A 23,189-nucleotide genomic window follows, 5' to 3' on the forward strand; every position below is an offset into this window, starting at 1 on the left:
TTCTTCCTAAAACCCAACTTAACCATTTAATGCTAAGCTACTGTTTTATCAGAAGTTTTAATTCTCATCACCGCCGATGGATGTGCATTCTACAGCATTTTCCACCCCATGCAACCCCATTTTTTAATTAATTTCTAAAAAACACTACGACTGTTTGTTTATTCTACAAAATAGGACGCTTTTTTTATTTTTTGCATGCAAAAGGGACAGGATTGGCTAATTCATCACGCATTTTTTCTTGTTTATTTTTTTCTTGCCAGTTGAGGGAGCGGCAATCGATATATTCACAATAACCGCTTTCCCCCACTTCTTCATGATGATTGATTCGAACTTGATATTTAAAGCTTCCGACATAGCCTGCCGCCAGACCAAATTTAAAATCGCCCCGACTTTGTGCCTGTACAGAAATACAGGTGCCATCTTTGCCTTCATAACCCCATTCGAATTCGCGCGGTAAATACATGCTTTGTCCATTTGGTGTTTTCACCTTTGGATAAACACGATGCACTTTAAAACGGACATTTTGATCAAACATTTGCGCCACACCCGTTTTAGCATCTCTTAAATAAATACGTGATTGCAATACGTTATTAAATGGATCTCGAATTTGCGCTAAAAGCAGTTGGCGCTGATTTTCCAGGTTAATCACCTGATAGGTAAAAAATGCAAGTGGTAAATAAGAAAAATTAATGGAACGGGCATATTCAAAGCTGCCCATTTGCTGAATTTCAAATTCTTGTTGTTTATATATCAACTGACCTTCACATTTACAGAGTAAAGACCAGTGATCCGCCAAACCCATCCGCAGCTTGGTAAAATAAGAAACAATATTGCTTGTAGTAATGGATAAATCAAAACTCAGTTCTTTATCCTTACGTTGAATGCGAAAATACGGGAAATTTCCTGTAATAATTTCTCGATCCGAGAACTGAAAATATTCTTTTCTAAACTGACATTCATGCTCAATGGAATAGGAATGAAGTTGTCCCAGCATGTGTGCGCTCACACTGGAAATTGTGGTCGCGGTATCCAAAGCCGTAGTATGAATTGCACTTTCATTGCGTAGCATGGGAACATTGGGCTGACCAATAAGACTAATAAAATTAAGATAATGTAAGGGTGCAGGTAGACCAGGAATCATCAATCCTTGATGAATAATTTTATAACGACCTTTTTGTGCATGATACGCTAAATGTGCCTGAAGTGGAGCTCGATTGAGTTGTTTGGACTGATCAAATAAATCTTGAAACAACGGCATCTCGTGCTCCTTTTTATTTTCAGTATAGTGATCTCATTTTCATCAGATAGTATTTTTTCTCGCCATGAATGTGGTGACAAAACCAGACAGTGCATAAATAATGGAAATCACCAGAATCCCTACTGGAATATTATAAGTAATTGCAGCAAAGATAAACACCGCAATCGGTAATACAAAAAATGGTACGCGCTTACGGTCAAAGGTTTTAAATGAATAATATTTAATGTTAGAAATCATCAGTAGTCCAACAGCAACAATCACCACTGCATTAAAGATTTGGATGCCAACTTCCTGTATCGCAAAAATTTCTGGAAAATCACGTGCTACCCAAACCAGTGTAATCATAATAACCGCTGCCAACGGGCTGGCCACGCCAATAAAATAGCGCTTATCTACCACACCAATTTGTACGTTGAAACGTGCCAAACGAAAGGCTGCACAGGCGGTATAGACAAAACAGGCCGCCAGTCCAATTCGACCCAAATCGTGCAGACACCAGCTATACATCAAGATCGCAGGTGCCACACCAAAAGCCAGCAAGTCTGACAAGGAGTCAAACTGTTCGCCAAATGGACTTTGCGCACCAATCGCACGCGCCACCCGACCATCCAGTCCATCAAACAATGCTGCCAGAAAGATGGCATAAATGGCTTGAGTGAAATCACCATTCATGCTGGCAATAATGGAATAAAAACCGGATAGCAAGGCTGCCGTTGTAATCAGATTCGGCCACAGATAGATGCCACGACGTTTCACCTTTTGTCCCTCATGGGTATGCTCTTCTTCTTCCACTTCAAAAGTGATGCCATCAAAACCATGCTCATCACGTGTAGAAGATTCACTTTCAGGTTTGTTTATACTTGTCATTCTTGTCGATCCTAACTGTAACCGTATCTCTTTCAAAGCTATCTATTATTCGCCAACCAACCAGCGTACAGCGGCATGCCCACCATTTTCACTCATGCGTAAATGCGGAAACAACCATTGCAATGCTTCATCAGCATCTTCAGAAAATTTCCATGGTGGATTAATCACAAGTAAACCACAACCATTTAAACCGACCGGAGTGTCATCTGGCCACACACAAATTTCACAGACCAATTGACGACGGATTCCGGTTTTGATCATTTTCTTTTCAAAACGTTCAATCATGGCGCGGTCTTTAATTGGATACCACACCGCAAAAACACCTGTCGACCATTTTTTATGTGCAGCTGCCAGTAATTCTACCAATTGTGGAAAATCTTTACGTTCCAATTCGTAAGGCGGATCAATCATGACCAGACCACGTTTTTCTTTCGGTGGAATCACACCCAGCAAACCTTCATAAGCATCACGTTCGTGCAGACCGGCACGGCGGTCACGCACATTAAAGCGCAGCTGTTGAAAAACATCGGGCTGCATTTCAAAAATGGTGGCTTTATCAATCCCTCGCATGCCTTCCAGGGCAAACCAAGGTGAACCTGGATACGCACCTTTACCTGAAGCTTCACGCATTTCTTGAACGATTTTCAGATACTGTTTCACGCCTTCAGGGGCATTACGGATAATGGATTCGTCCAATTTTACTAAACGATGAATACCATTTAAAAACTCACCGGACTTTTGTGCCGCAGAGGTCGATAAATCATATTTACCGGCACCACCATGCGTATCGATATAGCGATAAGGTTTATCTTTGGCATTTAAACGTGTTAAAAGTTGTAGCAATAACACATGCTTCATGACATCGGCAAAGTTGCCGGCATGGAAATGGTGACGGTAATTCATGTTTCTTTAATTCCTGAAATCAACGGACATTTTAGCATGAAAAAATGTTTCATTCCGCAGGATATCTTGCTCTAGAATACGCCAGCTTTTTCTATCCTGTTTTTGAGTATATCTGTATGGATACAATCCACCTCCCAAAGTCATGCAATGTTGATCAAATTATTGAAGATTTGGATCAACACGGCTTTAGCATTATTGATGATGTCTATCCTCAAGAATACATCCATGCCTTAGTTGAAGAGTGTACTTCTCATTTAAACCAGTTTCGAGATGCAGCCATTCAAAACGGCGTGGTGAGCAAGATTCGTAGCGATCATATTTTATGGATTCATCCCGGTTTAGAAAAAGCGCAACATCATGTAAACATGCTGCAAGGCTTGGCAGAACATTTAAACCGTGCATTTTTCTTTGGGATTCGTGAAGTTGAAGCACATTTTGCCTGCTATAACGCCGGGGAATTTTATGCCCTGCACCGCGACAATCCACAGCAAAAAAATGATCGGGTGATTTCAGCAGTCTATTATTTGCATGAAGACTGGCAGGATGATTGGAGTGGTGAGTTACGCTTACAGGATAAAAATGAGCAATGGCACATCATTCCGCCAAAGCCCAACCGCATTGCATTATTCCAAAGTGATTTGCTGCATGAAGTGATTCAAGCCAAGCATCAGCGGCTATCTATTACCGCCTGGTTACGCAGTGGCAATTCGATGTGGTAATTTGGCCGCCACGCTTTAAATCTGCAAAAACATCCTCATATAGCTATCATTAATAGATGAGGATGTCACCGATGCGGGAAAACTCCAAACAAATTATTCAACGTATTGGCGAAACTGATCAGCTGTATTTAGAAGGAAATACTCCCCAACTTGCTTTGGATCGTGCGGAGTTACGCATGCAATTGGTGATGCTGAGTAACTCCCGTCAGGAACAGATTCATTTTTTACAAGAAGCAGTGGTTTTGCTTGAACAAGGCCGAATTGAATTTGACGAAATGCCGATGAATTTATACATGGGCTTGTCACTGCATTTAGCCAAAGCCTATATGCTGTATTTTGAGATTACCAAGGAACAAAGATTTGCCTTAATTACCCAGCAGATCCTAAAACCTATTACCCACGACCACTATGGCGATATTTATTTCATGCTGGCTTATGCGTCTGCGGCGAAAAGTGAAACAGCCTTAGCACGACACTGGCTGACCAAATACAGTAAAACCTCTGATTTTGACGCGATTCTGATGCAACAACACCACGCCTTTAATCCATTTCGTGAGCATGACTGGTTTGTTAATCTGGTGAAAAGTAAATTACATTGATGTTTGAATAAACCTGTAAAAAACGCCTAATAAAGGCGTTTTTTATATTTCACTCTGCTTAAAAGTTCCTTCTCTGAGCAAGTTTTATACCCCACATGTATACCAAAATCAGGCCGGTTGCAGTTTCGTGGCATTCATATGTAATTGTTGATTTAATTCATCTATCCAGATGGCCCATTCATCTGCGTCTTCCACCAAATAACGAATTAAAAATTCACGCTGAGACTTATTCCAGAAAGGCGCATCATGTAAATTCTGATGTGCCGGTAATTGATGGGTTCGGATAAAAAGTTCCATAGCAGCAGGACTGGAAGCCAGACCGAGCTGTCGGAATAACATTTCAAAGGATGGCTTATTATTCATCGACATTACACACTCCTTATCAATCAAACTGTCATTTATTATTCGATTAACTTATAAGATATTGATAAAAAAACCTAGCAATAAAACTAGGTTTGTTGTTTCAATTTGTGTTCAGTCATGAGTAGATGCTGTAAGTAAAGCTTCCGTATGCAATTGCTCATTTAAGATATCTACCATCATGGCCCATTCATCATCTTTTTTCCAATGACTGATCAGGAAATCATGCTGAGATTGAGACCAGAATGGTGCCTTGTGCAAAGGCACATCCATCCCGATTTGATGGGTTTTAATGAATTCATCCATCGCTTCAGAGTTAGATTCTAGTCCCAGTTGCTCAAAAAACAGTTCTAAAGTGGGGCGCTGCTCAAACATCTCATTCTCCTTAAAACCTTTATTGTTCTCTTTTAAATTAGACTGAAGCCCCTGTAAATTCAGTTGTCAGTGCATGACAGCATGTTATTTTTTGTTCAAAAATAAATTCTAAACATAAAAAAAGCACCCCGAATGGAGTGCTTTTTCAATTTAATCTAAAAGACTAAATTATTTGATCATGTCAGCTACTGCTGCACGTTCTTCTTCTAACTCGTTAAGAGTTACGTTGATACGTTCACGGCTGAATTCATCGATTTCAAGACCTTGAACGATTTTGTATTCACCGTTTTCAGTAGTCACAGGGAAACCGAACATTACACCTTCAGGGATACCATAAGAACCGTCAGAAGGAATACCCATAGTTACCCATTTGCCGTTTGTGCCAAGAGCCCAATCGCGCATATGGTCGATTGCAGCGTTCGCAGCAGAAGCAGCAGATGAAAGACCACGCGCTTCGATGATCGCAGCGCCACGTTTACCAACTGTAGGAAGGAATACGTCTTTATTCCAAGCTGCATCGTTGATTTTGTCTTTTAAGCTTTCGCCGTTTACAGTTGCAAAACGGTAGTCAGCATACATTGTTGGAGAGTGGTTACCCCAAACTGTCATAGTTTCAATATCAGAAACTGCAACACCAGCTTTTTGAGCAAGTTGAGTCAACGCACGGTTGTGGTCTAGACGTAACATTGCTGTGAAGTTTTTCGCTGGAAGATCTGGAGCAGATTTCATAGCGATGTAAGCGTTAGTGTTTGCAGGGTTACCTACAACAAGAACTTTAACGTCACGGCTAGCAACTTCGTTAAGTGCTTGACCTTGACCAATGAAGATTTCGCCGTTTACTTTAAGTAAATCAGCACGTTCCATACCTGGACCACGTGGACGTGAACCAACTAGTAAAGCGTAATCAGCATCTTTGAATGCAACTTTAGGATCATCAGTACCGATCATGCCTGCCAATAATGGGAAAGCACAGTCGTCAAGCTCCATCATTACGCCTTTAAGCGCAGCTTGAGCTTTCTCAAAAGGAACTTCTAACAATTGCAAAATAACGGGTTGGTCTTTACCCAACATTTCGCCGCTAGCAATACGGAATAATAAGCTGTAACCAATTTGACCAGCTGCGCCTGTAACGGCAACGCGAACAGGTTGCTTCATGTAATTATCTCCAATTGAGGATAGTCAATGCGATTAAATAGTTAGTCTATTTAATCTAATAATCATAAACGCGAAAGATTGTACTCCAATCAATCAACGGATGCATGCAAAAGAGAATGAATTTCAACAAAAGTCTGATAGGAAATATAAATAAAATAGAAGAAAAAGCTTAATAAGAACCTTTTATTGTAAATAAATTCGGGCAATTGTTTTCCACTTCTGAAGAACATGGTTTGTATTGACCATTATTTTTATAGCAAAGTTTAACTTCAGTCAGAACTGGATTTCCATTGATAGATGCACAATTTAACCTGATTGCATTATTAGGCAAACTTGGATTGGTACGTAAAAAATGCAATCTAAGATTAGCCTGATGAACGACCTTAGTTTCTGGACTGGTCAGTTCCGCCGGTACTTTCAGTCGTTCTGCGTAATTAATAATAGTCCGAAAATATTGACTTGAATTCATCGGCACACAGCCACCAATTGTACGCCAAAGCTGAACCCGGGCATTTTCATCAGGCATGATCCGTGCGACAACTTTGGCCTGTAATGGCGATAAAGCCGCAGATGAGGCTGTTTTACACTCTGATTGTGAAGTTTCCGGAAACAGGCCGGAAATATTTAGGGCATATCCTTCTAAACATTTGCGCTGTTTTGATTTTTGGGCATCAAACATACACACCGCAGGTGTCATTTGCACCACCATTACATATCCCTGTAACGGCGCAGCAAAAACCTGAGATGTAAATAGCCCCAGTCCTGCACCACTCACAAAGAGCAGTGCCAACCTAGCTATCATCGGTGTGTACCCAAAAAAAATCATCAACAAGTCAGACCTATCAATAAAATCAAAGTTTAAGGATTATTTCTAAATGGAATGATATTCATACGCTTTTCTATCGATTGCGCCCCTTCTCCCAGTAATACCCCATAATGGGTAGCATTGGTCATGACATGTTTCACATAGTCACGTGTTTCAGTCAGTGGAATGGTTTCAGTATATTGATCAGCAGCAATCGCCTGTAGCTCTGGTTGCCAACGGCGTGCCCGGTTTGGACCGGCATTATAACCAGCTGTGGCCAGAACAGGACTATTACTTAACTGACTTTGAATCATAGACAAATAAAAAGTGCCATAACGGATATTGGTGTTCATATCAGTCAAAGCAGCCGGGTTATATGTCTCCCCCATTTGCCGAGCGACAAGTTTTGCCGTATCCGGCATGATTTGCATCAAGCCACCCGCGCCCACATGCGAACGTGCTGAAGACACAAAACGGCTTTCTTGACGCATTAAACCATAAGCCCACGCAGGATCAATACCGGCGTTACGACTATGACTCACCACATAACTTTGATGTGGCATGGCATAACGATAAGAATAATTGTGTTTATTTTCAGTACGGTCTGCAGCATAAATCGCACGATCATACCAACCCATATCCGTGGCACGTTTTGCTGCTGCCAGCAACAAGCCATCATCATGTTTTAAATAAGCCTGACGAACCGCCCAGTTCCATTCACGATTAATATAATTATCCGGGGCATTCACCCGGCGTAAAGCAAAAGCACGATTGAAATGAATATTTTGGCTTAAACGTTGTACATCACTGTTACTAGGCTGAACATTCATTGGAATATTATTGTAACTTTGCCCCAATTTATCTCGCGCCAACAGGTTGTGATAATCATCCCCTTGCGCCAGTTTTTTAAAGATTTCCTGTGCGACACGTTTAGAATTTGCATCACCACGCTGCTCTGATGCACGAGCCAACCAGTACTGCCAGCGGTCTTCCTGCTTTTGGTTCACAGCCATGGCATCAATCGCACGAATCAGACTTTCCCATGCGCTAAAACGAATAGCCTGACGGGCATAAATTTCAGCTTCTTCCGCACTAAATGGTAAGCCGTAACTGGCATCCAGATAATTCAACACTTCTCGATTAAAGTTATTTTTCATCACCGTAGTACCACCAATGTAGCCCACGGTACGATATAAAGCCTTTTGCACAGATACCGGTGTGCCTTCAGCAGCACGTTTGACTGAAGCTATGGCGGTATTTAAATCACTGTCTGCCAGACGCCCCATGGCGTAGATTAAATAAGCTTGATCTGACGCTGATGCTTTGGGCGCAGACCATACGTAATCTAATGGATTGGCTTGAATCTGATTCAGCTGAGCAAGTGATAAGCTCACTCCAATGGTTTGCGCCGTTGCCAGAGCCTGACCAGACTGACCGGCGCGTAATTGCCCCCACAAACGCTGCTGTCGGTCTTGTTCTGTCATCAAAGGACTGGATAACATCATACGGCCTAAACCGGCACAAGATTCAGGCTGGGTATTGGTGGCCAACCAAACATCTTTATATTCAGCAAAAACCAGAGGATCCCCTGACTTGGCTCGAACCTGAGCAACCGCGCAGCTTTCAGCCTGATCAGGATTGGTCACATAAGACAATACTGGTTGAGCCGTAGCAAAATCAGCCTGTTTGACTTTTTCTTCGACATAATCTGCCGCCAGTTTTTCCGCCATGGCAGATTGCGGATAACGCTGCGAGAAATTCACAATACTACTGACTGGTTGAGTAGCCAAATTGCTATTCAATGCCCAATATTCAGGATAATAACCCAGTGCATCATTTTGCATTGAAGCTTGATACTGTTGTAGCAAGGCTACATTACCCGAGTTCGCTGCCCTTAAGGCATCATTAAATTGTTCATCTGCAGCATGAGAAATTGAAACAAAACCAGTTGATGCCACAGCCAAAGCAAGCACTTTATAATATTTTTTATTGTTGAGCCGATCGTACATATGCTTGCCTTCTATCATCTAGTATTGCCTTGGACATACCTAATCATTTTTGAATAGTTTAATTATTATTAAACTACTCTACTGTTCTGTTATGTAACCTTATGATTAGACAATATTAATTTTCAATCATTTTTGCTCCATAAATCAATATTGTTGCAGTCTTATTTAGCGCTATAAGTTTATGTTCGATTCCTGCTAAAATATGCGCCTTTCTTGTATTCAAATCGCAATTTTAAACATTACAGCCAGCATCATCTTCCTCAACCTTTTCTAGCTACATGCTGAAATCAAAAGGAAAATACTGCTCGCCATACCTCTGTATGAATGAGGAATTTTAAAATTCGGTTTCATTGATTTATCCTTTAGGAGCCTACATGACGGTTCAAACCTTCATTCCAAATAGTGCCCAAGCTGCTTCAGAAAACACTGTTACCCAGCCACAGCACACCCCAGCCGACGGTTCAGTGAAAAAACTGTATATCGAAACGCAAGGGTGTCAGATGAATGAGTATGACAGTCATCGTATGGCAGACTTGTTAGGTGATTCGCACGGTTATGTGCTGACGACGGATCCAGCCGATGCAGATATTCTGCTGATGAATACCTGTTCCATCCGTGAAAAAGCGCAGGAAAAAGTGTTCTCTGAATTGGGCCGCTGGCGCAAGCTGAAAGAAAAAAATCCGGAACTGGTGATTGGTGTCGGTGGTTGTGTGGCTTCTCAGGAAGGCGACAACATTCAAAAACGTGCGCCATATGTCGATATGGTGTTTGGCCCACAAACCTTGCACCGCCTACCGCAAATGCTGGATCAGCATAACGATCAAGTGGAAAAGCCGAAAAAAGAAAAAATCAAACTGGTGGATATTTCCTTCCCGGATATTGAAAAATTCGACTTTTTACCTGAACCGCGTGTGGAAGGTTATAAAGCCTTTGTTTCGATTATGGAAGGCTGTTCAAAATACTGTTCTTTCTGCGTGGTGCCTTATACTCGTGGTGAAGAAGTTTCTCGTCCTTTAGATGACGTGCTTGCAGAAATTGCCGGTTTGGCTGAAAAAGGCGTGCGTGAAATTTCGCTATTGGGTCAAAACGTCAATGGTTACCGCGGCGAAACCTTTGAAGGCAATATCTGTACCTTTGCCGATTTACTGCGCTTGGTGGCTGAAATTCCGGGTATCGGTCGTTTGCGTTATACCACGTCCCACCCGCTTGAATTTAATGATGACTTGATTCAATGCTACCGTGACCTGCCACAAATGGTTTCGCACCTGCACTTGCCAGTACAAAGTGGTTCCAATGATGTACTGCAAGCTATGAAACGTAACCACACCATTGACGTGTATATCGAAAAAATTGCCAAACTGCGTAAAGTGCGCCCTGACATGCATTTGTCGAGTGACTTTATCATTGGCTTCCCGGGTGAAACTAACCAAAACTTTGAAGAAACCTATCAATTCATTCAAGATTTGGATTTCGACCATTCTTATAGTTTCATTTATTCAAAACGTCCGGGTACACCCGCGTCAGAACTTGAAGACAATACGCCAGAAGATGTGAAAAAAGAACGTCTGGCCAAAGTTCAGCAATGGATTAAACGTTCCAGCATTGATAAAACAGATGCCATGCTGGGCACCATCCAACGTGTTCTTATTGAAAAAGTTTCCGACAAAGATCCGAACCTGTTAATCGGGTCTGCAGACAATACCCGTCTGGTGTCTTTTATTGGCGATGCTGCATGGGTTGGACGTTTTGCAGAGATCGAGATTACCGAAATTAAAACTTTGAATTTTGTTTACGGTGAGCTCTTGAATCTTGAGCCTGACGTGGCGTAATGTAAGGGAATCAGCTAGACCATCATAAGGAATTCTCTTGACTGCAGCGATTCGACGTACAGTAACTTTTCCTGGTATTTCAATGGAGCGTTTAAAAGGCATGCTGGGTGCTTATAACGGTCACTTGAAACAAATCGAACAACGTTTAGATGTCAATATTTCCCATCGAGGTGATGTTTTTTACATCGATGGTGAAATTGATGCTGTAGAGAGAGCCGAAAGCCTCTTGATGCGTCTATATGAAGAAACCGAAATTAGCCAGCAAGTGAGTGCTGATACCCTGCATCTGATGATTCAGGGCAGTCAGACCGACCGTGAACTGCAGATTGATCCGCATCAGGAACATACCGGTTTGGATGAAGTCTGGTTGCAAACCCGTAAAGGCCGGATTAACCCGCGTGGTGCTAACCAGAAACGCTATGTGCAACGTATTTTGCAAAGCGACATTTCCTTTGGTATAGGCCCAGCTGGTACAGGTAAAACTTATCTGGCTGTGGCTGCTGCTGTGGATATGCTGGAACGAAATGAAATCCAGCGTATCTTACTGGTTCGTCCTGCAGTTGAAGCCGGTGAAAAGCTCGGTTTCTTGCCGGGGGATTTAAGCCAGAAAATCGACCCGTATTTACGTCCGCTTTACGATGCCCTGTATGAAATGCTGGGTTTTGAAAAAGTCGCCAAACTGATTGAACGTCAGATTATTGAAGTTGCACCCCTCGCCTACATGCGTGGTCGTACCCTCAACCATTCTTTCGTGATTTTAGATGAAGCCCAAAATACGACACCAGAACAGATGAAAATGTTCCTGACCCGTTTAGGTTTTGGTTCGCGCGCCGTCATTACCGGGGATATCACACAGGTCGATTTACCTCGCGGTCAGCAATCCGGTTTGGCCCATGCTTTACGGGTACTGGAACCTGTAACCGAAATTCATATCACCCGTTTCCATTCTCGTGACGTGGTTCGTCACCAGCTGGTACAAAAAATTGTCGAAGCTTATGAAGGATGGGACAGTGAACAACACCGTCTTAGTGCTGAAGCCCGTGCAGAACGCAAAGCACGTCAGGAAGCCTTAATTGCTGAAAATGACGCTGCTGCAGATGCTCAGGACTAAGATAATTTAAGGATTCATTTTGAAACTTAACCTATCGCTCCAACAAGACTTTCAAGCACCGGAGCTCGTACTAAAACGTGCTTATATTAAGAAAGTCATTGAAACTGCATTGCGCTATATCGAAGTCGATCAGGACTGCGAAATCGGGATTGCCTGCGTAGACAATGAAGAAAGCCATAAACTGAATCTGGAATACCGCCAAAAAGACAAGCCGACCAACGTGTTGTCATTTCCGAGCGATATCCCAGAAGAAGTTTTACCCCTGCTAGATGCATGGCCAATGGGAGATTTGGTGATTTGTATTCCTGTGGTTTTACAAGAAGCACAGGATCAAAGCAAAACCCCGATTGAACATTTCACTCACATGCTGGTGCATGGCACATTACACTTGATGGGCTATGATCACGAAACTTCAGAAGCAGATGCGGAAGAAATGGAAGCTTTGGAAATTGAAATTCTGGCGAAGTTAGGATTTGAAAATCCGTATAAAGAGCAAGACTAAATCAATGTAATAAAAAAGCGGGCTTAGGCTCGCTTTTTTATACTCTATATTTGAGCCCGACCTCACCCTAACCCTCTCCTTAAAGGAGAGGGAACTTTCAATATTAATTTAAAACCGGTAATTCCTCCTCCCTATGGGATGAGGAATATATTCCGAAAGAGGATGAGGGTAAATCCAATAAAACATTCATCATTCTTATCCAAATATTTTTTAATAGCCTAGAAAAAAATCCTCTTTTTACTGATTCCTTTTTAAACCAAATTCACCCTTCTTTCTTGCAAAAGAAGCATTAGATCCCTTATAAAAGAGCCGTCTGAATACATTAAAAAGAATATGACATGAAATATGTTGTGGTTTTTAAAGCAAAAATAAATGTCCTTGATGAAGAATATTCAACAATGGCCCAATTGTTGCGCGAAAAAGCACTGAAACAATTCAATTGTCAAAAATTTGAAACGATCAGCGAAAATGATTTTGAGGTTGCCCTGTCATACTGGAATAGTTTAGAAGATATTCACACTTGGCATAAAGATGCAGAGCATCAAGTTGCACAGCGTTTAGGAAAAGAAAAGTGGTATAAAAATTTTAGTGTCGAAATTTGTGAAATTCAGAAAGCCTATTGTTCATGACCCAAAACTAGAGACAATCACGATTGAAAGACCTATCAAAATAAGACGAACCACAAAACCAATTATGAGAAATTTAAACCATTCAAATGACTCATAACGCAAATAACTTTCACCAAATTGTTGCTTTAAATTTTCAACTTGTTTTCGTACAAATAAAAAATACCAAAGTATTAAATACCATAAAGAAAAGCCATTGATCATTCCTGTATTTTCAGGGTAATAAATGGCACAGCACACCGATAGTAACCATACTGCCAGACCAGCGACCATCCAGTTTTTTGCTTTGGTCATGTCATCTTGATTATTTAAATTTTGGGCATTTTTATATAGTAAATAGCTGCTACAAATAGGTGTAACCAACAGAGCCCAGCACCCTGCTGCATTGGGATTCCATAGTTTTAAATGACTTTCTTTTAATTCTGACATTACATTTTACCTTTTTATTCTGTTTCAAAAGATATGCCGTACTTTCTAATGCACCTCAAACTCTGCATCTGCCGGATCAAAACGCCAGGTCCGTACAATACGCAGTTCTGAGATATCTTTCATGCCTTGATCAAAACCACCAAAGGGAGCCGCTTTACGCACCGATGTTTTTGCCGCTTCATCCAGTAGAGCATGACCAGAACTTTCAATCAGGCGAATGGCGCGAATCCCGCCACTTCTATTCAGAATCACCATTAACCGCACTTCGCCTGCCAAGTGTTGTGCTTTGGCAGCATCGGGATAATAACGGTTACCATAAAATTCAACTTTTTGACGGAATTTTTCCAAATAAGCCGCCGAAATATCCTGCTTGGCCTGTATGCCATCTACCGTTTTAATTTTTTGCTGACGACTAAAATTTTGCTGACGTTGTAAATATTGTGCTTCTAAACTGGCCACCATTGCAGCTTTGGCCTGAAACTGGCTATTCAACTCTTCCATGGCTTTTTTACGCTGGTTTTGTTCGGCTTCCTTCTTCCAGCTCAAAGTGGTCATCAGCACCTTTTCTTCAAAGCTGAGTTCCCGTTTTTGCTGTAAACGTTCCAATGTTTCCTGCTGCTGTTGCCCGGTACTCTGTTCAATCATGGGAGACGGCATATCACTGGACATCCGATGTGCTTCACGGAAGGTTCCAGAACCTTGCTGATCGGCCTGTGCTAGAAAATCGGCATTTTCAACCTTCTCTTGACTTGGGCGTAAAGTCACTGCAATTTCTTTCACTGCTGCATCACTTTCCTTAGGCATTGCAAATTGCAGAGTCAAAAAAATCAAATGCAAAACGGCAGCCAAAACAACTGCGCTGGTGAAAACTGGATCTTTCCACCATGCCTGTACGAGAGGTGCAAAACTGATTTTCTTAAGCATCACATTAAACCGACAAAAAGTCTGATTCCCCAAACCACATAAAAGCGGTATAAAATAAAAACAGCTTCTACTTTTGAATGAAAAAACGAGAACTCAATCAACAAGCGCGCTGTAGACAATTAAAATCATGAAAATGGTGCAATTAATTTTGCTAAACTGCAAGGTGGAATATCTGTATTTTTAATACTTTCGACAGAATCTATCGAAGTCTAACAAGATTTACTCGCTAGGACGCTTTATATGCAAACGCTAATATCCAATCTCTCTAAACGTATACGTCAAGTGTACCAAAAGGCAGAAGGATTTATTGAAGATGAGCGTGAGTTCCCACTATCTCAAGTTTTTTTAAACGCAACTTTCCAGCGTTTTGTGACTGACAATGTTGCCATGCTGAAAGACTTGCATGCGGACTTGCATGAAGACTGGCTACGCTTATATGCCACACTGGATGTCAAAGGCATTTACCTCACCCTTTCAGTCGATTTAAAACTGGTGCAAATGGAGCTAAATAAAGACACCCAGTTAATTGTGTTTGAACAGATTAGTGACACCAAAGTCATTGAAGCCAAGTTTAAAAATGTATTCCAAAAGATTGCCGTCAACTGTGCTTTATTTTTCTATCAAAAAGTCTTGAATCAAGACCCTTTAGGCATGATTCTGGAAAAGTTGAATGTGATTAAAGTCAAAGATGACTTATTGCATTTAGATTTGAACCGCTGGCTAGGCAAGAAGCGTTCGATCATTGACACCTTAGCAAAAGTTAATGTAAATCATGCTGTTTTACGTGAAGCAGAATTAGTCGTGCTGGGCAATGTCAATCTGACGGCGCTGTTTAGAAAAATGTCGGAAGAACCGATGGAAGACTGGGCAATTGATGAGGAACTGGAAGATAGTCAGGTCAGCAAGATCAAGCAAAAATAGTCTGGATTGTTATTCATGATGAAAACCTGTATTTTTAACTAGAAAAACACTACATAAAGATACAGATTGGACAAAAAATCAAATTTTATCTTCATAATCAAAGCGCATAATAGCAACCAAGCAAAATAAAATTGCGCTTTACTTAAACTTCATAGGAACCATTTACTTATGGCTCATAATGTATTGAAAACAATTGCGTTGGCATCTGGTGTAAGTACTACCCTGTTGATGGCTGGTTTCTCAAGCCAAGCATTCGCCATGAGTCCATTCCAGGCAAGTTATCAATTTAGCTATAACGGCAAAAATTTGGGCTCAGCAACACGTACTTTAAGCAAGTCTGGCAATAATTGGACTTATGTTTTTGCCGCAAAAGCTGGCGGTATGGCATCTGCAACCGAGACCAGCCGTTTTAGTTTTAACAATGGTCAAGTTCTTTCCAATAATTTTAGCCGTCATAGCAAAATTTTAGTGCATAACAACACCATGAGCATTAACTTTAATGCAGGTGCTAAAACCATTAACACCAAAAAGGATGATAAAGCCCGTTCTTTTGCCTGGAAATCGGGTGTATTGGATGAGCTGAATGCTGAATTACAGCTGCGTGAAGACTTAAAAGCTTCAGGCTTAAAATCCAGTTATGCTATTGCCGATGCCAAAGAAGTTGAAGCACGTCGCTTTGTGAAACAGGGTTCAGAAAAAGTAAAAACTTCTTATGGCACCTTCGATACCATTAAAGTGGTAATGAAACATGATAAGCCAAACCGTGATACGATTTTCTGGTTAGCCCCTAAACTTGACTACGCTCCAGTGAAAGTAACTCACCAAGATGGTAAAACATCATACGGTTTGCTGCTCACTGGTTATAAAGGCGCAACGAATTAATCGATTTGATCAATTTCGCTTGCATTTTTTGAGAGCCTTTTTAAAATACGCTTTTGCTTGAAAAAGCATCTGCCCCTAGAGGAATTCTCCCGTGCACGCACTAGAACAGAAAATCTTAAGTGAAGGTATCGTTCTATCTGATCAAGTTCTGAAAGTTGATGCTTTCTTAAATCATCAAATTGACCCTGTATTGATGCAGCAAATTGGTAAAGAATTTGCTGCTCGTTTTAAAGATGCAGGAATCACAAAGATTATCACCATTGAAGCTTCTGGTATTGCGCCAGCAGTAATGGCCGGTTTAGAACTTGGTGTGCCTGTGATCTTTGCACGTAAATATCAGTCTTTAACTTTAAAAGATGATTTATACCGTTCTAAAGTGTTCTCTTTCACTAAACAAATTGAAAGCACGATTGCTATTTCCAACAAGCACATCAACTCTAGCGATAAAGCTTTAGTCATTGATGACTTCTTGGCAAATGGTCAAGCGGCTTTAGGTCTTGCAGACTTAATTCATCAAGCCAATGCTGAAGTTGTCGGTATTGGTATTGTGATTGAGAAATCTTTCCAGCCTGGCCGCCAATTGTTACTGGACAAAGGTTACCGTGTTGAATCTTTAGCACGTGTTAAATCTTTAGAAAATGGTACTGTTGAATTTGTTCGTGACTAAGACTCGAACAGAATTTAAAAAGAGCGCTCAGGCGCTTTTTTTTATAGCTGAATTATGTATAAGATTTTTTATATAAAATCAGTGTGTTGCACAGTCGTTTAGATAATGATGTATTCTTCAATCTTAGCAATTTCTAAAAAATCTTTTTTAAGTCTGTCAAGTTCCTCAAAGACTTTTTGGTTCAGCTTGGGTCTCACCTTTTCAAATTTGATTTTAAGCAAATCTGAGACACGTATTCATTTCTGGCCTGTTAATTTTTCGACAGAAAAAAAACTCATCGAACATTTTTTATTCTAAAATAAAAAGAGTCTAACTATCCGCAAATAGTTAGACCCTGGATCATATTGAGAGGTGGATTTACTTTACAGTCACAGCAATGCTACCGGTGTTCACAGCACCAATTGCAGAAGTTTTGATACCATCAATATGATTCACTCTTCCGTCTACATTTACAGATGCATCAATAGCTGCTGAATTAAAGGCTAAATTCGCTGCTGTGTAATTACTCAGGGTTTCAGTGAACTGATCATAAGTGTCAGTATTCAGGCTGGCACTAATAGAACTTTCAAACTCTGATGAACGCTCAGAACGCCATTCCTCCAAACTACGTGCCGCACTTCGTTCAGCATCAAGCGTTGATTCTAGTGTACCCGTATTCACAGCACTTAGACTGCCTTGTTGCAAGTTAATGCTACCGGTGTTTACTGCACCAATTGCTGAAGTTTCTACTGCGAGTTTGTCCCCCACATTATTCAGTGAGTTATACCGACCATCCACATTAACTGTTGCATCAATAGTCGCGGTATTAATGGCAAGGTTAAGCGCAGTACCATTGTTAGCATGTTGAGATATAGCAGCCAAGGTAGAGTTTAAACCAGTATCTACAGTGACTTGTTGAGCATTTGCCATAGCTGCACCGGACAGGAAGGCAACAGATAAGGCGATTGTTTTGATAGTCTTATTCATGGTTATTTTCCTTTTCTAGTTTTGAAGTACTTCTCGCTAAGCACTTCTTTTTATAATGGGAGCGAGCCCATTTTTATATATTTTTAATCACGCTGAGTGGTTGACCAGTAATTTTCTACCATGGCCGGATTCACATCCCACAATATCTGCGTCTTCTCATTTTCTTTTTCTTCATTGATTTTATCTAAAGCATATGAGTGACGAATCATGCTGATATATTTAATCAGATCCTGCTTGCTCATTTCAGACTCACCTTCAGGGTTTTCAATCAAATCAGACTCTTTTTTCTTGGGTGGCTGTGTATCTTTGTTTGGCGAGTTGGTCGATTTATTTTTTTCGTTGGGTAAATTTGTCGAATGTGAGGATGAATCCAGAAGCGCGCTGCTAGAACTTATATTTTTTTGCTGCTGGCTTTGCTTGTATTTATATAGGGCGACAGAACTGCGCGTTAAACTCAATTGGCCAAATTCAGGCGGTATTGCTGCGCGGCAACTTTCAAATGTTGCAGGTGGAATCACCTGACTAAGCAACTCAAAGGTTGCCAGATTCAACATTTGGCGTAATGCAAAATTAGTTGCCTCTCTCTCACTTTTTCCGACCTGGATATTCAATAACGTATGTCCAGCAAACCGACCTGCATTGACACCATAATCCTGCGCCGCAATCTGCTTTTGCAATGAAACATTGGCGACCACTTTACTGCTGCGGGTATCGGTCAGAGATAAATCCAAACCGACCATAATTCGCGTTTGACTATAATTGGGGCCTACACCGCCAATCTGCATGTCAAAACCACCTCCAGGAATAAAATCCAGACTGTTAATGCTGCCAGTTACATAATAATCAGAAGCCTGAATTTGCCTTGGGTCACGGATACCCCATTTGGCTTCGCTTTCAATAATCCGGGGATCTCGTCGATTCAATAAACTGACCCCTGCCTGAAACAGTGCCGATTGCACCATATCTCCAGCTCCTTGGGTCACCATTTTGCCACTACCTCCATTGGTCACGACATCTTTTCCGGTCTGGTCTAGAATTGCACCTACGGAGAAACTGACATCATTGCGCAGTTGCCCTTTCAGGCAAGATAAAGCCATATCAAAAGGGGTAAAAATATCCGTAATGGGGGGTCCTTGCACCAGACTGACGGGCTCTTTGTTTGAAATCGCCATGCCAGTGCATCCGGTTAGAAGTTGGCTAAAAAGAATCACAGCACTCACTGCAGAGATTTTTCTTCTATTTATATATAAATTCAGCATGTTAATGCTCCTGGTTGAGTGCTCAGGTTAGGGCATTGCTGATTATTTTGAGTGGTGGTCGAACTTAAAGATCCTTCATTCGAAGTATCATTCGAAATATCTACACCGTTGTTTGAACCATTAATATTGACGTTGCTGGTCGATGAATTAACCGTACCAATCGAGCTGGTCGAAGTGCTGTTTATTGTCGTTCTGCCAAATCCCTCGTAATAGTCAGAATCCTTGAGCTCAATCAGATTCGCTTGAACTAAATTCTCACTAGAACGAGTACTTGAGGCTTTCCAGCGCTGACTCCATTCATCCGATGTTGCATAAGTATTGCTCAGCACACAGAAACAAAATAAACCGACATTGATCACTGATATTTTCATAATCATTACCGTCCTTTGATCGCGGATGTTTATTTATTTTTTATTTAGTAAGGTTTAATTTATATTAAAAATATTAAATCACATAAAAAAACCAAAAGGCGAAATTTATCAAGTTTTGGATGATTTATGTTTTCTTCAATAAAGTATCCTGTTGTTATAATTAAATAATTGTTATTTATTGTGTGTTTTTGAATTGTAAGAAATTATAATGTAATAAATCTTTAAAATTAAAATTTACATCAAAAACCCAATTAAAATAATATTTTTTTTATATTAAAAAATAACCCTAATTTCTTAGATAAACACTTAACGAGTCACCTCCATTCCGTTTTATGAAGTTGTAAAATTTAACATTATTAGAACTTTCACCAAAACGTGACAAAAAGCTCTTTTTATGAAAAATACAATAAAGCAATCACAATTAAGAACACTTATAAAGAAATTCTGGCAGAAAAATGAATGTGCAAGAAACAGCGTATACCTGATAGGAATTTACAGCAGCGCTACATGTTTTATCCCAAAACAGCAAGCCGTGAAACAAATGTACAAAAACATTATATTTGCAGAAATGTTCGCTCTCTATAGCTCATCATTCTCCCAGAATGACTTCGGCATAGCTAAACCCAGATCAAAGAGATCAATAAACTATCTTAACAAAAGAATAAATATTCACCCTGTCTGTGACAATTAAGCTGAGAAATATTACCAAAGCCAGCTTTATTTTAAGGAAAAATTTTGTTTATTTTTCCCACGACAGCTAAATGCAGAAATCAAGCAAACTCAATATACTTTGCTGGATTTATCCAGTTAAAACTGCTGATTTACAACTCAGATAAACTTTAATTGATTTGCTTCAGCTAAAATCAAGTTGGTATGAAATGTTCCTGACATCATAAGTCTAAAGATACATACTGTCGTCGCAGATTGGTATGACTGCTTATCTTGATGAATACAGCAACGTCAATTCAAGATAAATAAAAGGTAAATATTTGATGGAAAAATCTATGCAATGTCCTAAATGTGGATCATCCGAAGTAGAAAAACGTGATCATGAAAAAAACCTTAAAACCCTGAGTGGAATTTTAATGACATCCGCCGGTGCAACAGCAGGAACTGTAGGTGGTGCAGCTACTGGTGCTTCCACTGGTGCAGCTATTGGTGCCGTTGCGGGACCTCTAGGTGTAATTTTCGGTGGTACTGTAGGAACATTTGTAGGTGCAATTGCAGCTGGTGTTACAGGGGGTGTTTTAGGCAATATCGTTGGTAAAAAAGCTGGCGTGATTATCGATAAAAATGTTTTCCTGGATTACAAATGTTTGAAATGCAAGCATCGCTTTAAAGAACAAAAATAAGCATTTCAGCTCGCACATTTTCTGGTGTGATCATGATTATCCAGACCATTCATTCCTGAATGGTCTTTTTTTGAATTTAATCCAGATCTTCCGCCAGTTGATTCGAGTTTATATCTTCAAACAATTTCAGTTTAAACCAATCAGTTCATCTGCAACTTCTTCACAACTTCACCCAAACGCTTACCCTGCTCTTCACACAAGATTTTTTCATCCTGGCTCAGACTTAAATCATGGCGTGGACCACTGACATGACTGGCGCCATACGGCGTACCACCTGATTTAGTATTGGATAATGCCGGGTTGGCATTCGGTAGGCCCATAATCATCATGCCATGATGAAACAGAGGTGGCAGCATCGTAAGCAAGGTGCTTTCCTGCCCGCCGTGCATAGAGCCAGAAGAAGTAAATACACAGGCCGGTTTTTGATGCAAAGCGCCATTCAGCCAGAGGCTGGTGGTCTGATCCCAAAAATACTTCATTTCACTGGCCATATTGCCAAAACGTGTAGGCGAACCCAAGGCCAGACCGGAACAATTAGCCAAATCCTCTAAACTACAGTAAATATCGCCTTCATCTGGAATACTGGGTTCCGCTTGTTTCACCACAGTTGAAAGATTGGGCACGGTACGAATTTTTACCGCCGTTCCTGTCGATTCAATTCCATTGGCAATTAAATGCGCCATTTCTTTGGTCGAACCATATTTGCTGTAATATAAAACAAGGACATAAGACTGCATAATTTTTATAAACGAAGCTAAAAGAGAAAACTATACGGTATTTTTCCCATTTTTTGGTTAAGCTTAGTTATGAAAATACATAAAGATGATTAAAAAAATTGAGACTTTATCACTATGTTAGAAAAGTATTTAAAAAAGCTTCCTTTTTATAATGAGACCTGGTTTCAGTTTGTTTTATTTATCATAAGACGTTTTGAAGCAGACCGTTGTCGAGATCAGGCCGCATCACTGACCTATACCACGCTGTTTGCTGTTGTACCCATGCTGACTGTTTTTCTGGTGATTCTGTCCTCTATTAAAGCGCTGGAACCGGCAAGGCAACAAATACAACTCATGATTTATAGTAATTTTTTGCCCAAAACCACCATTGCCTTTGACAAGGCCTTTAATGCCTTTACCGATAAATCCAGCAACCTGACCGTGATTGGGGTTTTATTTCTGTTTATTACCACCGTAATGATGCTGACCAGTATCGAAACCGTGTTTAACCATATTTGGCGGGTGCGGGAAACTCGTGGTGGCATTATTGGCTTCATGCGTTACTGGACTATTATTTCACTGGGCCCAATTCTGCTCGGCAGTGCCTTTGTGATTTCATCGACCGTAGCCTCATTAAATCTTCTGAGTAATAATTTTGCCGGCTATGAGGTCAATGGCGAATTTGTTTTTTGGTGCATTTCCTTTGCTCTCACCATATTAGGTTTTTTCATTTTAAACTGGACCATCCCCAACCGTAGCGTTCCGATTAAAGCCGCCCTGATTGCCGGGACCTTCAGTGCTGTCGTTTTTGAATTACTCAAGAATTTGTTCGGCGTGGTCATGTCGAATTTCACCAGTTATGAAATTATCTATGGTGCTTTTGCTGCGATTCCGATTTTCCTGTTATGGATTTACCTGTCCTGGAATATTGTCCTGTTAGGGGTTGAAATCAGTTATGCACTGACCGCTTTTAATTCGGGTAAAGAGCCAAAGCGCCATCCCGTGATTATGCTGCTGGATTTGATGGAGCTGTTTTATAACAAGCAGCAACGGGGTGAAAGTGTTTCTGATGAAGAAGCGCTGGAAGTTCTGGGTCGTGATGAAATTGGGCGCTGGCCGACGTATGTGCTGATGCTGGAAAAACAGAATCTGGTGAAACGCACTGATGATAATGGATACGTCCTCTCGCGCAATTTGGCTCAAGTGGATTTCTGGAGTTTTTATACCCAGTTACCCTATCCACTACCGCGCCATAAAGATGTCGCCAATATTCGTGCAGATGATGAATGGATGCAAAGACTTGGCCCGGCTCTGGTTGAATCTGATGATTATCTGGCGGCCAAACTGTCTATTCCTTTATCAACACTGTTTGAAAAAAAATAGGGGTTTGGCCTGTATCATTAGGCTCCATTCACACTTCATTAAAAAAGCCTTCGTACATGAAGGCTTTTTTTAAACTTAGATTAGCATTTGAAGTGCAACACCATGTTCTTGGAATAATACCTGACTCGGGCTTCTAAATCCGAGTCTTTTTCTTGGGCGATGATTCAAACGTTGAGTGATTTCTGAAATATAAGCATCCGA

At 40.7% G+C, this 23,189-nt stretch carries 25 protein-coding genes; 11 read left to right on the forward strand and 14 right to left on the reverse strand.

What is annotated here, in order from left to right; genetic code table 11:
* Positions 1-184: 184 nt before the first annotated feature.
* Genes FB6_RS11110 through FB6_RS11120 form a run of 3 tightly spaced genes read right to left on the reverse strand, consistent with a single transcriptional unit; the run spans position 185 to position 3,028 of the window.
* Positions 185-1,258 carry a DUF6670 family protein gene (locus tag FB6_RS11110; RefSeq protein ID WP_174560062.1) on the reverse strand — a complete coding sequence of 358 codons (1,074 nt, stop codon included), beginning with the start codon at positions 1,256-1,258 and terminating at the stop codon, positions 185-187.
* Between the two features lie 42 nt (positions 1,259-1,300).
* On the reverse strand, positions 1,301-2,125 hold the full coding sequence (gene pssA / locus FB6_RS11115; protein ID WP_174560063.1) for a CDP-diacylglycerol--serine O-phosphatidyltransferase: 825 nt from the start codon (positions 2,123-2,125) through the stop codon (positions 1,301-1,303).
* Between the two features lie 45 nt (positions 2,126-2,170).
* Positions 2,171-3,028: a 23S rRNA (adenine(2030)-N(6))-methyltransferase RlmJ gene (locus tag FB6_RS11120; protein WP_174560064.1), complete on the reverse strand. Its 858-nt coding sequence runs from the start codon at positions 3,026-3,028 to the stop codon at positions 2,171-2,173.
* A 116-nt stretch (positions 3,029-3,144) separates the two neighbouring features.
* On the opposite strand from FB6_RS11120, the gene FB6_RS11125 reads away from it, so the two are divergent.
* The gene (locus FB6_RS11125; protein WP_174560065.1) at positions 3,145-3,747 is read left to right on the forward strand and encodes a 2OG-Fe(II) oxygenase; all 603 of its coding nucleotides are present in this window, start codon (positions 3,145-3,147) and stop codon (positions 3,745-3,747) included.
* A 71-nt stretch (positions 3,748-3,818) separates the two neighbouring features.
* Positions 3,819-4,346: a hypothetical protein gene (locus FB6_RS11130; RefSeq protein WP_174560066.1), complete on the forward strand. Its 528-nt coding sequence runs from the start codon at positions 3,819-3,821 to the stop codon at positions 4,344-4,346.
* 108 nt (positions 4,347-4,454) lie between these two features.
* Here the strand turns inward: FB6_RS11130 and FB6_RS11135 are convergent, their stop codons facing one another.
* From FB6_RS11135 to FB6_RS11155, 5 genes are all read right to left on the reverse strand, one after another.
* Positions 4,455-4,715 (reverse strand): DUF2789 family protein, encoded by a 261-nt coding sequence (locus tag FB6_RS11135; RefSeq protein ID WP_174560067.1) that lies wholly within the window; start codon positions 4,713-4,715, stop codon positions 4,455-4,457.
* 105 nt (positions 4,716-4,820) lie between these two features.
* Positions 4,821-5,081, reverse strand: a complete 261-nt coding sequence (locus FB6_RS11140) for a DUF2789 family protein (RefSeq protein WP_174560068.1) — start codon at positions 5,079-5,081, stop codon at positions 4,821-4,823.
* Positions 5,082-5,249: 168 nt separating this feature from the next.
* Entirely contained in the window at positions 5,250-6,236 is a 987-nt protein-coding gene (locus FB6_RS11145) for a malate dehydrogenase (RefSeq protein WP_174560069.1), read from the reverse strand.
* 169 nt (positions 6,237-6,405) lie between these two features.
* Positions 6,406-7,062, reverse strand: coding sequence for a ribonuclease T2 family protein (locus tag FB6_RS11150; RefSeq protein WP_174560070.1), 657 nt, complete (start codon positions 7,060-7,062; stop codon positions 6,406-6,408).
* A 32-nt stretch (positions 7,063-7,094) separates the two neighbouring features.
* Positions 7,095-9,068, reverse strand: coding sequence for a lytic transglycosylase domain-containing protein (locus FB6_RS11155; RefSeq protein WP_174560071.1), 1,974 nt, complete (start codon positions 9,066-9,068; stop codon positions 7,095-7,097).
* Positions 9,069-9,424: 356 nt separating this feature from the next.
* Between FB6_RS11155 and miaB the strand changes: the two genes are divergently transcribed.
* The 4 genes from miaB (at position 9,425) to FB6_RS11175 (ending at position 13,121) form a co-directional block, all read left to right on the forward strand.
* The gene (miaB, locus tag FB6_RS11160; protein WP_174560072.1) at positions 9,425-10,879 is read left to right on the forward strand and encodes a tRNA (N6-isopentenyl adenosine(37)-C2)-methylthiotransferase MiaB; all 1,455 of its coding nucleotides are present in this window, start codon (positions 9,425-9,427) and stop codon (positions 10,877-10,879) included.
* A 37-nt stretch (positions 10,880-10,916) separates the two neighbouring features.
* Entirely contained in the window at positions 10,917-11,990 is a 1,074-nt protein-coding gene (locus tag FB6_RS11165; protein WP_174560073.1) for a PhoH family protein, read from the forward strand.
* A gap of 19 nt (positions 11,991-12,009) precedes the next feature.
* Complete coding sequence (ybeY, locus tag FB6_RS11170) at positions 12,010-12,492, forward strand: rRNA maturation RNase YbeY (protein ID WP_174560074.1); 483 nt, start codon at positions 12,010-12,012, stop codon at positions 12,490-12,492.
* A gap of 338 nt (positions 12,493-12,830) precedes the next feature.
* Positions 12,831-13,121: an antibiotic biosynthesis monooxygenase family protein gene (locus FB6_RS11175; protein WP_174560075.1), complete on the forward strand. Its 291-nt coding sequence runs from the start codon at positions 12,831-12,833 to the stop codon at positions 13,119-13,121.
* Here the strand turns inward: FB6_RS11175 and FB6_RS11180 are convergent.
* Together FB6_RS11180 and FB6_RS11185 are read right to left on the reverse strand one after the other, a co-directional pair.
* Positions 13,116-13,547: a hypothetical protein gene (locus FB6_RS11180; RefSeq protein ID WP_174560076.1), complete on the reverse strand. Its 432-nt coding sequence runs from the start codon at positions 13,545-13,547 to the stop codon at positions 13,116-13,118. The two genes, FB6_RS11175 and FB6_RS11180, sit on opposite strands and share 6 nt — an antisense overlap.
* 45 nt (positions 13,548-13,592) lie before the next feature.
* On the reverse strand, positions 13,593-14,471 hold the full coding sequence (locus FB6_RS11185; protein WP_174560077.1) for an energy transducer TonB: 879 nt from the start codon (positions 14,469-14,471) through the stop codon (positions 13,593-13,595).
* A 240-nt stretch (positions 14,472-14,711) separates the two neighbouring features.
* Here FB6_RS11185 and FB6_RS11190 point away from each other — a divergent pair, with 240 nt between their 5' ends.
* The 3 genes from FB6_RS11190 (at position 14,712) to FB6_RS11200 (ending at position 16,941) form a co-directional block, all read left to right on the forward strand.
* Positions 14,712-15,392 (forward strand): hypothetical protein, encoded by a 681-nt coding sequence (locus tag FB6_RS11190; protein ID WP_174560078.1) that lies wholly within the window; start codon positions 14,712-14,714, stop codon positions 15,390-15,392.
* 168 nt (positions 15,393-15,560) lie between these two features.
* Entirely contained in the window at positions 15,561-16,274 is a 714-nt protein-coding gene (locus FB6_RS11195; protein WP_174560079.1) for a DUF3108 domain-containing protein, read from the forward strand.
* Positions 16,275-16,365: 91 nt separating this feature from the next.
* Positions 16,366-16,941, forward strand: a complete 576-nt coding sequence (locus FB6_RS11200; RefSeq protein WP_086195739.1) for a xanthine phosphoribosyltransferase — start codon at positions 16,366-16,368, stop codon at positions 16,939-16,941.
* A 357-nt stretch (positions 16,942-17,298) separates the two neighbouring features.
* On the opposite strand, the gene FB6_RS11205 is transcribed toward FB6_RS11200, so the two are convergent.
* The 3 genes from FB6_RS11205 to FB6_RS11215 all read right to left on the reverse strand — a co-directional run bounded on the left by FB6_RS11205 (position 17,299) and on the right by FB6_RS11215 (position 19,537).
* Entirely contained in the window at positions 17,299-17,907 is a 609-nt protein-coding gene (locus FB6_RS11205; RefSeq protein ID WP_174560080.1) for a hypothetical protein, read from the reverse strand.
* An 83-nt stretch (positions 17,908-17,990) separates the two neighbouring features.
* Positions 17,991-19,166: a CsgG/HfaB family protein gene (locus FB6_RS11210; RefSeq protein ID WP_174560081.1), complete on the reverse strand. Its 1,176-nt coding sequence runs from the start codon at positions 19,164-19,166 to the stop codon at positions 17,991-17,993.
* Positions 19,160-19,537, reverse strand: a complete 378-nt coding sequence (locus FB6_RS11215) for a hypothetical protein (protein ID WP_174560082.1) — start codon at positions 19,535-19,537, stop codon at positions 19,160-19,162. The genes FB6_RS11210 and FB6_RS11215 overlap by 7 nt, the downstream gene beginning before the upstream one ends.
* A 992-nt stretch (positions 19,538-20,529) precedes the next feature.
* Between FB6_RS11215 and FB6_RS11220 the strand changes: the two genes are divergently transcribed.
* Positions 20,530-20,889: a hypothetical protein gene (locus tag FB6_RS11220; protein WP_174560083.1), complete on the forward strand. Its 360-nt coding sequence runs from the start codon at positions 20,530-20,532 to the stop codon at positions 20,887-20,889.
* 140 nt (positions 20,890-21,029) lie between these two features.
* On the opposite strand, the gene wrbA is transcribed toward FB6_RS11220, so the two are convergent.
* Positions 21,030-21,626, reverse strand: coding sequence for an NAD(P)H:quinone oxidoreductase (wrbA, locus tag FB6_RS11225; RefSeq protein WP_174560084.1), 597 nt, complete (start codon positions 21,624-21,626; stop codon positions 21,030-21,032).
* Positions 21,627-21,740: 114 nt separating this feature from the next.
* Here wrbA and FB6_RS11230 point away from each other — a divergent pair, with 114 nt between their 5' ends.
* Positions 21,741-22,988 carry a YhjD/YihY/BrkB family envelope integrity protein gene (locus FB6_RS11230; protein WP_174560085.1) on the forward strand — a complete coding sequence of 416 codons (1,248 nt, stop codon included), beginning with the start codon at positions 21,741-21,743 and terminating at the stop codon, positions 22,986-22,988.
* Positions 22,989-23,189 lie beyond the last annotated feature (201 nt).

Source organism: Acinetobacter bouvetii, from assembly GCF_902753875.1.
GTDB lineage: Bacteria > Pseudomonadota > Gammaproteobacteria > Pseudomonadales > Moraxellaceae > Acinetobacter > Acinetobacter bouvetii_A.

Excerpts from the sequence above, each read along its gene's own strand:
- FB6_RS11135 (WP_174560067.1), bottom strand. The coding sequence starts at position 4,715 with ATGTCGATGAATAATAAGCCATCCTTTGAAATGTTATTCCGACAGCTC.
- wrbA (WP_174560084.1), bottom strand. The coding sequence starts at position 21,626 with ATGCAGTCTTATGTCCTTGTTTTATATTACAGCAAATATGGTTCGACC.
- FB6_RS11185 (WP_174560077.1), bottom strand. The coding sequence starts at position 14,471 with ATGCTTAAGAAAATCAGTTTTGCACCTCTCGTACAGGCATGGTGGAAA.
- FB6_RS11175 (WP_174560075.1), top strand. The coding sequence starts at position 12,831 with ATGAAATATGTTGTGGTTTTTAAAGCAAAAATAAATGTCCTTGATGAA.
- FB6_RS11155 (WP_174560071.1), bottom strand. The coding sequence starts at position 9,068 with ATGATAGAAGGCAAGCATATGTACGATCGGCTCAACAATAAAAAATAT.
- FB6_RS11180 (WP_174560076.1), bottom strand. The coding sequence starts at position 13,547 with ATGTCAGAATTAAAAGAAAGTCATTTAAAACTATGGAATCCCAATGCA.
- FB6_RS11205 (WP_174560080.1), bottom strand. The coding sequence starts at position 17,907 with ATGAATAAGACTATCAAAACAATCGCCTTATCTGTTGCCTTCCTGTCC.
- FB6_RS11190 (WP_174560078.1), top strand. The coding sequence starts at position 14,712 with ATGCAAACGCTAATATCCAATCTCTCTAAACGTATACGTCAAGTGTAC.
- FB6_RS11230 (WP_174560085.1), top strand. The coding sequence starts at position 21,741 with ATGTTAGAAAAGTATTTAAAAAAGCTTCCTTTTTATAATGAGACCTGG.
- FB6_RS11210 (WP_174560081.1), bottom strand. The coding sequence starts at position 19,166 with ATGCTGAATTTATATATAAATAGAAGAAAAATCTCTGCAGTGAGTGCT.
- FB6_RS11130 (WP_174560066.1), top strand. The coding sequence starts at position 3,819 with ATGCGGGAAAACTCCAAACAAATTATTCAACGTATTGGCGAAACTGAT.
- FB6_RS11215 (WP_174560082.1), bottom strand. The coding sequence starts at position 19,537 with ATGAAAATATCAGTGATCAATGTCGGTTTATTTTGTTTCTGTGTGCTG.
- FB6_RS11195 (WP_174560079.1), top strand. The coding sequence starts at position 15,561 with ATGGCTCATAATGTATTGAAAACAATTGCGTTGGCATCTGGTGTAAGT.
- pssA (WP_174560063.1), bottom strand. The coding sequence starts at position 2,125 with ATGACAAGTATAAACAAACCTGAAAGTGAATCTTCTACACGTGATGAG.
- FB6_RS11110 (WP_174560062.1), bottom strand. The coding sequence starts at position 1,258 with ATGCCGTTGTTTCAAGATTTATTTGATCAGTCCAAACAACTCAATCGA.
- FB6_RS11125 (WP_174560065.1), top strand. The coding sequence starts at position 3,145 with ATGGATACAATCCACCTCCCAAAGTCATGCAATGTTGATCAAATTATT.
- FB6_RS11150 (WP_174560070.1), bottom strand. The coding sequence starts at position 7,062 with ATGATTTTTTTTGGGTACACACCGATGATAGCTAGGTTGGCACTGCTC.
- FB6_RS11220 (WP_174560083.1), top strand. The coding sequence starts at position 20,530 with ATGGAAAAATCTATGCAATGTCCTAAATGTGGATCATCCGAAGTAGAA.
- miaB (WP_174560072.1), top strand. The coding sequence starts at position 9,425 with ATGACGGTTCAAACCTTCATTCCAAATAGTGCCCAAGCTGCTTCAGAA.
- FB6_RS11120 (WP_174560064.1), bottom strand. The coding sequence starts at position 3,028 with ATGAATTACCGTCACCATTTCCATGCCGGCAACTTTGCCGATGTCATG.
- FB6_RS11145 (WP_174560069.1), bottom strand. The coding sequence starts at position 6,236 with ATGAAGCAACCTGTTCGCGTTGCCGTTACAGGCGCAGCTGGTCAAATT.
- FB6_RS11140 (WP_174560068.1), bottom strand. The coding sequence starts at position 5,081 with ATGTTTGAGCAGCGCCCCACTTTAGAACTGTTTTTTGAGCAACTGGGA.